This window comes from Asanoa ferruginea (assembly GCF_003387075.1).
GTDB classification, from domain to species: Bacteria; Actinomycetota; Actinomycetes; order Mycobacteriales; family Micromonosporaceae; genus Asanoa; species Asanoa ferruginea.
Window position 1 is genome coordinate 7,170,175 of record NZ_QUMQ01000001.1, and the last position, 11,745, is coordinate 7,181,919.

Below are 11,745 nucleotides of genomic sequence, written 5' to 3' on the forward strand. Positions count from 1 at the left end.
TCGGTTCTTGATCACCGAAGGGCATCGTCCCGGGGACCAACGGCCCAGTGTCGCGGGCTCTATGGGAGTGCCGCTTGCGCCGGAGGGTTGGCTCAAGGCTGGCGCTCCCGGAAGATCGAACACCAGGGCATCGACGGCGCCGCACCCGCTGCATCGCGCGGTGCTGCGGCTACAGCGAAGACGCATCTTCAAATGAACGTCGCGAGCGGCCATACCATGACTTTCGGTGTCCAGGATGGATCTCTAAGTTCACCTTGATGACACAAGCGAGATTCACCGAACTGACACGGCAGCACGGGGACAACCAGAATCGCTGACGATCCAGGACGTGGCCGATTATGACCGAGTTCGCCGACACATCGCCGAATGCGCTGCCGTCCGGCCAAGGATCGGAGGTACGCAACGAAGCTCGAGACCAAGGTCAAGTATTTTCCGTTCAACACGGGGACCAGTACGTCTTCGTGCATCAGGGGTCACCGCCGTATGTGTTGATACCGCACGATCCGACGCCGCCGCCAGCGCGATCACGGTCCGAACGGCAGCCAAGTTGGCTACTCGCCGCCCGCAGTCGCCTGGTTCCGTGGTGGTCCGGCCGAGACGACGTGCTTGAGAAGATGTACAAGTGGCTCGATGACCCGCGGATGTCGATCGGAGTCCGCCTGTTGTACGGCCCAGGCGGCCAAGGTAAGACCCGCTTGGCAGGTAAACTGGCCGAACTTTCTGCAAGCGCAGGTTGGACAGTCGCGGAAGCTAGCAGCATAAAGCTCCTCGGTCTCACCGACGACATAGTTGGCGAGCAGCAACTCAGCGTGACCGGGCGGGGGTTGCTCATCGTTGTCGACTATGGAGAGCGATGGCCTACCAATGACTTGCGCACCCTTATTGTTCAACACCGCAGGTTGGTGCGTGTGCCGCTACGAGTCCTAGTACTTGCCCGTCCGGCCGGTCTCTGGTGGCAGTCGATAGTCGACACGCTTGATCACTTTTCCGATCCCGAAATTCACGCGGACGCGTTCGCCTTGCCCCCCATGGCGGAAAGCCGCCATGCCCGCGAAGAGGTGTTTAATAGCGCACGAGACGCATTTGCCGAAGCGTTGAGGGTGAGAGCGTCGGATATCCGTGCTCCCGACGATCTAGACAGGCGCGAATTCAGGCTGTTGCTCGCGATACACATGGCCGCGTTGGCATCTGTCCATGCTCACTTATCCGGAGAGAGGCTCCCGACAGACCCCGACGGGTTATCTGCATATCTACTTCGACGAGAGCGCCAAGAGTGGGAGGCTATCCACGCCCGAGACCCGAACTTCACCGAGCCGGCCGTAATGGCACAAGCGACCTTCCTAGCCACGCTCACCCGATCAGTCAGTTATGAAGATGGTTTATCATTGCTCAGCCGCACGCACGTCGCTACCGCCGTGGAAACTGGGGCGAAAGTTCTTCGAGATCACGCCATCTGCTATCCCCCCGCAGCGCCCGGAATGGTGTTAGAGCCCCTCTTCCCCGACCGTCTAGGCGAAGACTTCATCGCCCTGCAAATGCCAGGCCACGACGTCTCATACCCCATTGATGCACACTGGACGCCAACCGCAATTGATTGGCTTCTCGATCTTCCGGAGACGCAGCAGCCAACAGGACACGCGCCAGAGATCATGACAGTACTCGTCGAAGTAGCGCGGCGATGGCCACACATTGCCCGAGACCATTTGTGGCCCGCTCTTCGGCTGCGGCCTAGCTTAGCAACCGCGGCCGGGCCGGCCGCTTTGACGCGTTTGCTTACCATTCCCGAAATCGATTACGTCGCCTTAGCGGCGATCAGCGACTACATGACCGATCCGGATATTGAATTATATGAAAGCGCGGCCAGAATCGAAGAAGTTGTTGCCGAACATCGACTGGCCCAGAAAATACGTCCGGCCGACAGAGCTAATGCTCTTCTCAACCTCGGCCGGAAACGGCTAGACGCTGGTTACGTCGAAGAGGCTTACGAGGCGACGTCCGCAGCTATCAAGCTATATAACGAGCTAAACCGGCCTCCTGCGGACTACGCTGCCGAATTGGGCAATGCGCTGACTCAAGCGGGCATTGAGCTACTTAAGCTGGGGAGGCTCGCAGAGGCACGCGATGTTTCGTCGCGAACAATCGAGATGCTACAGCATTCGGCTTTCCCTCAAGCCGAGACTGCGGTTGCACTTGGGCAGTCTTTTACGACGCTGGGTAGTGCCTTGCATGATCTAGGCGAGTTGGAAGGCGGCTTGGAAGCCTTTACAGAGGCCCTAAGGATTCGCCGCGGTTTGGGCGCGAGCGTATCCAACTCGCAAACGCTAGTCGCGGCCGCGCTGCTCAATATCAGTATTCTTTTGCAAGACCAGTCGAGGTGGGACGACTCAAAGTCTCATGCCGCCGAGTCGATTCGACTGTATCGCGAGGCAATCGGTGCAGGACATCGCGGTGGTGGACGAATCGGACTGGCGAGGTCGTTGCATAGTCTGGCGCGCGCACGTTGGTTTCTTGGCGAGGCGGACGAGTCGATCAAACTAATCCGAGAAGCAGTAGAGGTGTCCCTCGACCTTGCTGAGTTCAATCACGAAACGGCGGAAGAGCTGGGAGGACGGGTCCGCTTCTTTCGGGCGTGTCTAGACGACGCTGGCAGAGTCGGCGATGCCTCCGCGTTGACCGAGAAGGCCATTCAACTATTCGAAATGCTTGCAAACGACCACGGTCTGCCGGCGGCGAGTAATAGTCTTGGTCAGCTCCTTGGATCGGTTGGTCGGCACGAGGAAGCCGTCATCTATTCCCGCCGGGCTTTGGCCGATTTTCGGCGATCTGCAAACGAACACTCGCCGCGAGACTCGACCGAAATGGCCATGACGTTGCTCAGCCTCAATCTCGACTTGTGGAAACTAGGCCGCGAAAGGGAATCGCACGAAGCGATCCAACAGTTGTTAGATGTTTGCCGAGAGCACGACGCCGCCGAGTACACGAAGGATCTCGATTACCTGTGCCACCACCTGACGTCTACAGGGCAGTATGAAACAGCCTTGGCCGTGGTTGCGGAGTATGCAGGAATCTTGCAGACTCTCGTTGCCCGCGGTGCCGACGAGTACCGACCGCAACTCGCTGCGGCACGGGAGCTTCGGGTGGAGGTTCTGGGGTGGCTAGGTCGGCAGCGAGAGGTCGGAACCGACACCCCGTGACGCTCCTCCAACCTCCGGACATTGACTGCGTTGACTACAATGACAGTTATGGGCGTCCTCCACGGCTGATGACCGATGGTTCGCTTATCTCCTGCGAGAGAGCCGTCGACCGTTTCGGCCGACTGGTCGACCTGATCGCAGGTCGGCGTCGACGCCCGCGACGTCGCTCATACATTATCGAGCGTCCTGCTTTGCGTTGTACTCGGGCTTGCGGGTCTCACCCCGGAAAGCGAGCCGTTGGCCCTAGATCGCTTCGAGCAGTGCCCGCGCCCCACTCTGCCTTCGCTACGCGCTGCTGGTCTAGGAGAACGCCGAAATAGTGAGACTCATGATTAAGGATGCGGGTTCCACCTCGCGCTGAAAACCTTCTGATCGGCACCGACAGCCGTGCCACCCGCTCGCCACCTCAGCGCTTAAAAGGGCTCAGGCCCTGCGACAGACCCGGGGTGCAGGCGCTCGGCTGGCTGCTGTTTGCTGGGCGCCCGCTAGCTGCGTGCCGTTGCATCCCGACCCGTACCCACAAGCGGGCCCGTAAATTGTGGAGATATCCGAAACGGAGAAGGCCAAAGATCGGGCTACAGATATGGCTTGTGTGCAAGCGCTTTCCATCGGGGGTGTTCGGATCAAGCCACGGCTCACCGCGCGATCCGGGGCGTGGTTACGCGTCGGCGGTCAGGAGTGCGGCGATGGTGCGGGTCATCACCTTCTCCGCCTCCTCCGGAGACAGTGACAGGCCTTCCCGGAGCATGGACCAGGCCGGCCACATCGACGCGGCGATCAAGGCGTCGCGCAACGTGTCGGCTTCCGGTCCGGCGAGCCGCAACTCCACGGCGAAGACCTGGGTGACCTCGTCGCGTACCCGGTCGATGTGTTTCTGGCGGTTGCGGCGTAGCTGTGGCGAGAACGGCTCGCGCACCGCGGCGGCCCGGGCCGGTGCCGCGATCAGTTGCATGAGCCGCCCCCGCTGCCGGCAGTAGCGGGCCACCCGCTCCGCCAGCGGCAGGTCCGGCGGCACCGGCACGTAGGCCGCGTCGTAGGAGCCCAGCACCTGGGCGCCGCTGGCCTCGAACAGGGTTTCCATGTCCTTGAAGTTGGTCCACAGTGCACGGAGCGACACCCCGGCCCGCTCCGCGATCCGCTCCCCCGTCGGGCGCAGGTCGCCCTCGCCGATCAGGGCCAGGTGTGCGTCGACGATCGCCGCCCGGGTGCGTTCCGCCCGCGCCGTGCGGCCGTCGACGCGCTCGGTCTCGGGGCCTGGCGAACCGATGGCCATCAGGCGCCCCGCCCGGTCAGCGTGACCCCGCCGTCGATCACCAGCGTCTGCCCGGTGATCCAGGCCGCTTCAGAGGACGCCAGGAACGCGACCGCCGCCGCCACGTCGTCGGGGACGCCCAGGCGGGCCAGCGGGTAAGAGGCCGCGACCTCGTCTTCGCGGCCTTCGTAGAGCAGCGTCGCGAACTTCGTCTTCACCACCGCCGGCGCGACCGCGTTGACCCGCACGTGCGGTGCCATCTCCACCGCCAGGCAGCGGGTCAGGTGCTCCAGCGCCGCCTTGGTGATGCCGTAGAAGGAAATGCCGGGCGGCGGCACCCGGCCACCGACCGACGAGACGTTGACGACCACCCCGGGACGAGCGGCGCCGCCGTAGACCTCCTGGACCCAGCCCAGCGCCGACAGCAGGTTGACCTCGAAGATCTTCCGGGCCGCGCCGAGGTCCATCTCCATCAGCGGGCCGAAGACCGGGTTGATGCCGGTGTTGTTGACCAGGATGTCGATCGGCCCGAACGCTTCCGTCGCCGAAGCGACAGCCGCGGCCCGGTGCTCGGGGTCGTCGGCGCGGCCGGCCACACCGAGCGCGACCGACGGGCCACCCAACAGAGAGACGGCCTCGGCGAGCGGGTCCGGCTTGCGGGCGGTCACGCAGACCTTCGCGCCCGCGGCGGCCAGACGGGCCGCGATCGCCAGGCCGATGCCCCGGCTCGCGCCGGTGACCAGTGCCACCCGGCCGGTCAGGGAAGCGGTCACGACTCCTCCAGCGGTAGGTCGACCAGCGTGGCCAGGCGGGCGCGGTGCCGGTCGGGCGAACCGTACGCGACCGCGGTCGCCTTGGCCCGCTTGAGGTAGAGGTGGGCGGGGTGTTCCCAGGTGAAGCCGATGCCGCCGTGCATCTGCACGCACTCCTCGGCCGCGCGGACCGCGACCTCGGACCCTACGATCTTGGCGAGCGACGCCGCCACCCGACCGTCCGCCGCGCCGGCCGCCAGGTCGGCGGCCGCGTAGGCGACGACCGCGCGGGCCTGGGTCAGCTCCACCCACAGGTCGGCCAGGCGGTGCTTGAGCGCCTGGAACGAACCGACCGGGCGGCCGAACTGGTAGCGCTCCTTGAGGTAGCCGACTGTTTCATCGAGGCACCACGACGCCAGCCCGATCTGCTCGGCCGCGGTCATCGTGGCCGCCGCCCGCAGCGCGCAGGGCACCGCCGACAGCGAGCCGACCAAGCGGGCGGGCGCCGCGCGGAACTCCAGGTCGGCCAACGGACGGGTCTCATCAAGAGAGAGCACCCGGGTACGCCGGACCGCGGCGCCGTCGACCGCGTAGAGGCCGTCGTCGGCGGGGACCAGCAGCAAACCGGCTCCGAGGGCGTCGGCAACACCGCGCACCGTGCCGGTGACCGCACCGTCCACCACCGACAGCAGCGTGGGTGCCGACCACAGGCCATAGGGCACCGCCAGCGCCGCGGTCAGCTCGCCCGACGCCAGCCGGCCCAGCAACGACGGCTCGTCGGACGAGCCGAGCGCCGTGGTGGCGACCACCGCGCTGGACACGAACGGCACCGGCGCGACGGCCCGGCCCAACTCCTCGACCACGATCGCCGCCGCGCGCCACTGGGCGCCGGCGCCGCCCTGCGACTCGGGGACCAGCAGGCCGGCCAGGCCCATGCCGGTGGCCACCGTGCGCCAGAGCTTCGCGTCGTAGGCCTCGGCGCCTTCCGACACGAACGACAGCACCGTCTGCCAGGGGCATTCCGCGGCCAGCATGTCGCGTACGCCGGATCGCAGGTCCTGCTCGTCCGGCGACTCCAGCAGGTCCAGCAGGTCGCTCATCGGGGCAGGTCCTTCCATGCGACGCGGGTGTCGACCCGCGGCTCGGCGGGCAGGCCGAGCACCCGCTCGGCGATGATATTGCGCAGCACCTCGGAGGTGCCGCCCTCGATCGAGTTGCCCTTCGCCCGCAGATAGCGGTAGCCGGTGTCGCGGCCCGTGAAGTCGACGTCGTCGGGGCGGCTCATCGCCCACGAATCGCGGCGCAGGCCCTCGTCGCCGCGCAGGTCGAGTTCGGCGGCGGAGATCTGCTGGTTGAGCGTGGCGAACGAGAGCTTGACCGCCGAGCCGTCGGGCCCGGGCGCGCCGGCCGCGAGTTGCTGCCGGACCCGCAGGCCGGTCAGCCGGGCGGCCTCGGCGCGGACCCAGAGCCGCATGACGGTGTCGTGCATGCCGGGGGTACGCACGGCCGGCTGCTCGCGCCAGGCCCTGGCCAGCACGCCGATCATGCCGCCTTCGCGGGGCAGCGCGCCGCCGCCGATCGACACCCGCTCGTTCATCAGTGTGGTCTGCGCGACCTTCCAGCCGGCGCCGACGTCGCCGAGGCGGTGCTCGTCGGGCACCCGGACGCCGGTCAGGTAGACCTCGTTGAACTCGGCCTCGCCGGTGAGCTGGCGCAGCGGCCGCACCTCGACGCCGGGTGCGGTCATGTCGAGCACGAAGAACGTCAGCCCGGCGTGCTTGGGCACGTCGGGATCGGTGCGGGCGAGCAGGATCGCCCAGCGCGCGACGTGGGCCATCGAGGTCCACACCTTCTGGCCGTCGAGCAGCCAGCCGTCGCCGTCGCGGCGGGCCCGGGTGGCCAGGCCGGCGAGGTCGGAGCCGGCGCCGGGCTCGCTGAAGAGCTGGCACCACACCTCTTCGCCGGTCCACAGCGGACGCAGGAAGCGGGTGCGTTGGGCGTCGGTGCCGTGCACGAGGATCGTCGGCGCCGCCATGCCGAGGCCGATGCCGATCCGGGACGGCCGGTTGTCGGGGGCCCCGGCGGCGGCGAACGCGTCGTCGGCGACCGGCTGAAGCGCCCGTCCGGCGGCGAGCCCGCCGAGCCCGACCGGGAAGTGCACCCAGGCCAACCCGGCGTCGAAGCGCGCGCGCAGGAAGGCGAGGCGATCGCCGGCCGGGTCGTGGTCGGCCAGGAACGCCGAGATCCGCTCCCGCAGGTCGGCCTCGGTGATGGGCTCCGCCATCGCGCCCCTCCTGATCAAGGTCAAAGGTCGGCTCAAGAATTTGCACTCAGACTGCAATCTAGTGGCCGACCGCCCGTGACGCCACGGCCAGGGCGTGTCGCGCGGTTTCGGGGTCGGGCGCCGAGGGCAGGATGGAGAGGACAAAATCGCATCAACTGATCGCGAATGGACTAGCTCATGCGACTCAGCATCCGCAACCAGCTCGACGGCACGATCCTCTCGGTGTCCCGGGGCGAGGCGATGGCGGCCGTGAAGGCCCGCCTGTCCAGCGGACAGGATCTGACCGCCGCGATCACCCGGGAGAGCGCCGACGAGCTCCAGCTCATCGCCGGCCTGCCGGTGACCATGCTGGTCAAGGCGACCGACGTCGCGCTGGCCACCGGTGCGGTCGGTGACGTGAGCATCCGCAACCAGCTCCCCGGCCGCGTCACGTCGCTGACCGGCGGCGCCGCCATGACCACCCTGAAGGTCGCGGTCGACGGTGGCGGCGCGCTCACCGCGGTGGTCACCAACGACGCCGTCAACGACCTCGACCTCAGCGAGGGCGACGAGGTGGTCGCCCTGGTCAAGGCGACGGAGGTCAGCGTCGCCGTCGAGTGAAGCTAAGATCCACCGCATGCACCGCACGGCATTCCTCGACGCGGCGGCGATCGCCGTCGACCTGCTCGCCGACCGGGCGGTCGCTGACCGGTGGACCGAGCCGAGCGCGCTGACCGGGCTCACTGTCGGCGGCCTGGCCGGCCACCTCGCGCGGCAGTTCCACCAGGTGATCGAGGCCGTCGAGAAGCCCGCTTCAGAGCAGGAGCCGCGCGACCTGATGGCCCACTACGCCGCGGCGGCGTGGCTCGGCCAGGACATCGACGCACCGGCCAACGTGGCCATCCGGGGGCAGAGCGACGACTACGCCGCCGTCGGCCACGCGCCGCTGATCGAGCGGGCGCACGCCGAACTCGCCACCCTGCGGTCGATCCTGCCCGGGCTGGAGCCCGACCGGTCGGTGCTGATCTGGACCGGTTGGGCACTGACGCTCGACGACCTGCTGGTCACCCGGATGATGGAGATCAGCGTCCACAGTGACGACATCGCGGTCAGCGTCGGCCTGCCGACCCCCACGTTCCCGCCGCCGGTGATCACCCCCGTGCTCGGGCTGCTGACCGCGCTGGCGGTCGCGCGGCACGGCCAGACCGCGGTGCTGCGCGGCCTCAGCCGCCGGGAGCGCGCGCCGGAGACGATCTCCGCGCTCTGACCGGGAGGTTACGGCTCGATCGGCCGGAAATGACGACCCGGACGGCCGTCGCCCGCGCGAGGGACGATCAGCCACGGCGGGCACCCACCGTAGTTATGGTCGGCCGGTGACCACACGGAATGACGACTGGGTCGGACCGCCGCGTTACCACACCGCGACGATGCCGGCACCGGCCCATGCGGCACCGGCCGCGCCAGCGCCATCCAACGTGGACACCAAAGGCCGGGACCGCTGGTTCGACCTGCTCCGCGCGGCGGCCATCGTGCGGGTGGTGCTGTTCCACATGTTCCCGGTCGCCTGGCTGGGCATGGGCTTCCCGGCGATGGGCGTGATGTTCGCGCTCGGTGGCTCGCTGATGGCCCGCTCGGTCGACCGGTCGGCCACCCGCGCCGTGCGCGGCCGGCTGCGCCGGTTGCTGCCGGCGTTGTGGTTGCTGGCCGCGGTGTTCGTACCCGCGATGCTCGTGCTCGGTTGGGACGACCATCCACAGTGGCCGGCATTCCTGCTCTGGCTGGTGCCGGTCGCCGAGCCGCCGGCGACCGCCTGGGCCGAACCGGTCAGCGGCGTCCTCTGGTATCTGGTCACCTACCTCTGGCTGGTGCTGCTCTCCCCGCTGCTGCTGGCCCTCTACCGCAAGGCCCGGCTCGCGACGGTGCTGGCGCCGCTGGTGCTGCTGCCGCTGTTCGACCACGCGGCGTGGCCGTTCGGCGACCGGTCCGCCTCGGTGATCGAAGACGTGCTCACGTTCGCGGCCTGCTGGATCCTCGGTTTCGCGCACCGCGACGGCGACCTGCGCAAGGTGCGCTTCCCGGTGATCCTCGCCGTGTCCATCGTGGCCACCGCCGGCGCGGTCGGCTGGGTCGTCACCCACCCCGGCGAGAACGGCATCGACCTTGGCGACAACCCACCGGCGTACGCCATCTATTCGATCGGTTTCGTGCTCGTGCTGCTGCGGTTGGCGCCCAAAATGGACTGGCTGACCAAGCGGCACCGCACCGATGCCGCGGTCACCCTGCTCAACTCGCGCGCGGTGACCATCTACCTGTGGCACAACGTGGCGATCACGGCCGCCTTCCCGCTCGGCGACTGGCTGCACGTCTGGGTGTTCGGCGACGTGCTGGCCGAGGTCGGCTACACCGCCATCACCCTGTGGCTGCTTGTGCTGATCGTGATCCACGTGGGCTGGGTGGAGGACCTGGCCGCGAAGCGACGTCCCCGGCTGCTGCCGGTTTAGGGCCGGTTGTCGACGATCCGCCGCATCTTGCCCATCGAGCGCTCGACGCCGTCGGGATCCACCACCTCGACCGCCACCGTCACCCCGATCGTGGCTTTGACCTTGGCGGCCAAGGTCAAAGCAGCGCCCGCGGCGACCCCGGGAAGGACCTCCGGCCGCCGCTCCACGCGGACCGTCAACGAGTCGAGCCGCCCGCTGCGGCTGAGCACGCACTGGAAATGCGGCGACAGCTCGGCCGTGCCGAGGATCAGCTCCTCGATCTGCGTCGGGAACAGGTTGACGCCGCGCACGATCATCATGTCGTCGGTGCGGCCGGTGATCTTCTCCATCCGGCGCATCGGGCGGGCCGTGCCGGGCAGCAGCCGGGTCAGGTCGCGGGTGCGGTAGCGGATCACCGGCATCGCCTGCTTGGTCAGCGAGGTGAAGACCAGCTCGCCGAACGAGCCGTCGGGCAGCACGGCGCCGGTCACCGGGTCGATGATCTCCGGGTAGAAGTGGTCCTCCCAGATGTGCGGGCCGTCCTTGGTCTCCACGCACTCGTTGGCCACGCCCGGGCCCATCACCTCGGACAGGCCGTAGATGTCGACCGCGTCGATGCCGAGCCGCTGCTCGATCTCGCGGCGCATGTCTTCGGTCCACGGCTCGGCGCCGAGGATGCCCAGGCGCAGCGAGGTGCCGCGCGGGTCGACGCCCTGCCGCTCCAGCTCGTCGACGATGGCCAGCAGGTAGCTCGGCGTGACCATGATGATGTCGGGCTCGAAATCGCGGATCAGCAGCACCTGCCGCTCGGTCATCCCGCCCGAGACCGGCACCACCGTGCAGCCCAGCTCCTCGGCACCGTAGTGGGCGCCGAGGCCGCCGGTGAACAGCCCGTAGCCGTAGGCGACGTGCACGACGTCGCCGGGCCGGCCGCCGGAAGCCCGGATCGAGCGCGCCACCAGCTTGGCCCAGATCGCGATGTCGTCGCGGGTGTAGCCGACCACGGTCGGCCGGCCGGTGGTGCCCGACGAGGCGTGCACCCGCACCACCTGCTCGCGCGGAACGGCGAACATGCCGAACGGGTAGTTGGCCCGCAGGTCTTCCTTGCTGGTGGTCGGGAACGCCGCCAGGTCGTCGAGGGTCTTGAGGTCGTCGGGGTGGGCGCCCGCCGCGTCGAACGCGGACCGGTAGTGCGGGACGTTGTCGTAGGCGTGCCGCACCGACCAGCGGAGCCGTTGCAGCTGGAGGGCGCGCAGCTCGTCGACCGACGCCCGCTCGATGGGTTCAAGCGGCATGGGCCCAGCATGCCACCGCGATCTAGGCCTGGCTCCCCCGCGCCGCCTTGCCGTCGAGCCAGAGGGTGTCCGAGGCGTCCCGGTGCGCGCCGGTGCCGCCGACGTGCTTGCCGGGGATCTTCGGACCCTTCTTGATGACGTGCACGATCGCCATCGCGTGGCCGCGACCGAGGCCGTAGTCGTCGCGCAGCCACTCGACGATCGTGGTCGCCTTCACCGCGGGTGCGTCGTACCCCTTGGCGATCGCCTCGTCGACGAGCTGCCGCGGGGTCCGGCCGGTCTTGTCCTCCGCCGCGTCGAGGTAGGCCTGGAACGACATGTCGGTCTCCTTCGTTGGTGTGGGTGGTGTCTACGTCCGCAGCGAACGGGCCGGGCCGGTTTCGACATCGCGCCGGAAAAATTTCTGGCGGGTTGCGGCGCGGCCCGGTCCACGATCGACTTCGCCCGATTAGACGGTATTTAATGCCATTCACCGCAGTAAATGGGCTTAGCCGTTCGGATCTTGACCT

The 11,745-nt window shown here is 67.9% G+C and carries 10 protein-coding genes; 4 read left to right on the forward strand and 6 right to left on the reverse strand.

Annotated features, from left to right (window positions below; genetic code table 11):
• Positions 1 to 602 precede the first annotated feature (602 nt).
• Positions 603 to 3,194, forward strand: a complete 2,592-nt coding sequence (locus tag DFJ67_RS33545; RefSeq protein ID WP_170216093.1) for a tetratricopeptide repeat protein — start codon at positions 603 to 605, stop codon at positions 3,192 to 3,194.
• A 658-nt stretch (positions 3,195 to 3,852) separates the two neighbouring features.
• On the opposite strand, the gene DFJ67_RS33550 is transcribed toward DFJ67_RS33545, so the two are convergent.
• From DFJ67_RS33550 to DFJ67_RS33565, 4 genes are read right to left on the reverse strand one after another with little or no spacing between them, the layout of a single operon-like run.
• Positions 3,853 to 4,467, reverse strand: a complete 615-nt coding sequence (locus tag DFJ67_RS33550) for a TetR/AcrR family transcriptional regulator (RefSeq protein WP_116072432.1) — start codon at positions 4,465 to 4,467, stop codon at positions 3,853 to 3,855.
• On the reverse strand, positions 4,467 to 5,219 hold the full coding sequence (locus tag DFJ67_RS33555; RefSeq protein ID WP_116072434.1) for an SDR family oxidoreductase: 753 nt from the start codon (positions 5,217 to 5,219) through the stop codon (positions 4,467 to 4,469). Before DFJ67_RS33555 ends, DFJ67_RS33550 begins: the two co-directional genes overlap by 1 nt.
• Positions 5,216 to 6,298 carry an acyl-CoA dehydrogenase family protein gene (locus DFJ67_RS33560; RefSeq protein ID WP_203783397.1) on the reverse strand — a complete coding sequence of 361 codons (1,083 nt, stop codon included), beginning with the start codon at positions 6,296 to 6,298 and terminating at the stop codon, positions 5,216 to 5,218. The genes DFJ67_RS33555 and DFJ67_RS33560 overlap by 4 nt, the downstream gene beginning before the upstream one ends.
• Complete coding sequence (locus DFJ67_RS33565; protein WP_116072437.1) at positions 6,295 to 7,482, reverse strand: acyl-CoA dehydrogenase family protein; 1,188 nt, start codon at positions 7,480 to 7,482, stop codon at positions 6,295 to 6,297. The genes DFJ67_RS33560 and DFJ67_RS33565 overlap by 4 nt, the downstream gene beginning before the upstream one ends.
• 177 nt (positions 7,483 to 7,659) lie before the next feature.
• On the opposite strand from DFJ67_RS33565, the gene DFJ67_RS33570 reads away from it, so the two are divergent.
• The 3 genes from DFJ67_RS33570 to DFJ67_RS33580 all read left to right on the forward strand — a co-directional run bounded on the left by DFJ67_RS33570 (position 7,660) and on the right by DFJ67_RS33580 (position 9,962).
• Entirely contained in the window at positions 7,660 to 8,082 is a 423-nt protein-coding gene (locus DFJ67_RS33570; RefSeq protein WP_116072439.1) for a TOBE domain-containing protein, read from the forward strand.
• Positions 8,083 to 8,098: 16 nt separating this feature from the next.
• Positions 8,099 to 8,728 (forward strand): maleylpyruvate isomerase N-terminal domain-containing protein, encoded by a 630-nt coding sequence (locus DFJ67_RS33575; protein WP_116072441.1) that lies wholly within the window; start codon positions 8,099 to 8,101, stop codon positions 8,726 to 8,728.
• Between the two features lie 106 nt (positions 8,729 to 8,834).
• On the forward strand, positions 8,835 to 9,962 hold the full coding sequence (locus DFJ67_RS33580) for an acyltransferase family protein (protein ID WP_116072443.1): 1,128 nt from the start codon (positions 8,835 to 8,837) through the stop codon (positions 9,960 to 9,962).
• Here DFJ67_RS33580 and paaK read toward each other — a convergent pair.
• Both paaK and DFJ67_RS33590 read right to left on the reverse strand, forming a co-directional pair.
• Positions 9,959 to 11,236 carry a phenylacetate--CoA ligase PaaK gene (gene paaK, locus DFJ67_RS33585; protein WP_116072445.1) on the reverse strand — a complete coding sequence of 426 codons (1,278 nt, stop codon included), beginning with the start codon at positions 11,234 to 11,236 and terminating at the stop codon, positions 9,959 to 9,961. The genes DFJ67_RS33580 and paaK overlap by 4 nt on opposite strands.
• A 22-nt stretch (positions 11,237 to 11,258) precedes the next feature.
• On the reverse strand, positions 11,259 to 11,555 hold the full coding sequence (locus DFJ67_RS33590; RefSeq protein ID WP_116072447.1) for a DUF4287 domain-containing protein: 297 nt from the start codon (positions 11,553 to 11,555) through the stop codon (positions 11,259 to 11,261).
• Positions 11,556 to 11,745 lie beyond the last annotated feature (190 nt).

Excerpts from the sequence above, each read along its gene's own strand:
- DFJ67_RS33590 (WP_116072447.1), bottom strand. The coding sequence starts at position 11,555 with ATGTCGTTCCAGGCCTACCTCGACGCGGCGGAGGACAAGACCGGCCGG.
- paaK (WP_116072445.1), bottom strand. The coding sequence starts at position 11,236 with ATGCCGCTTGAACCCATCGAGCGGGCGTCGGTCGACGAGCTGCGCGCC.
- DFJ67_RS33560 (WP_203783397.1), bottom strand. The coding sequence starts at position 6,298 with ATGAGCGACCTGCTGGACCTGCTGGAGTCGCCGGACGAGCAGGACCTG.
- DFJ67_RS33570 (WP_116072439.1), top strand. The coding sequence starts at position 7,660 with ATGCGACTCAGCATCCGCAACCAGCTCGACGGCACGATCCTCTCGGTG.
- DFJ67_RS33550 (WP_116072432.1), bottom strand. The coding sequence starts at position 4,467 with ATGGCCATCGGTTCGCCAGGCCCCGAGACCGAGCGCGTCGACGGCCGC.
- DFJ67_RS33565 (WP_116072437.1), bottom strand. The coding sequence starts at position 7,482 with ATGGCGGAGCCCATCACCGAGGCCGACCTGCGGGAGCGGATCTCGGCG.
- DFJ67_RS33575 (WP_116072441.1), top strand. The coding sequence starts at position 8,099 with ATGCACCGCACGGCATTCCTCGACGCGGCGGCGATCGCCGTCGACCTG.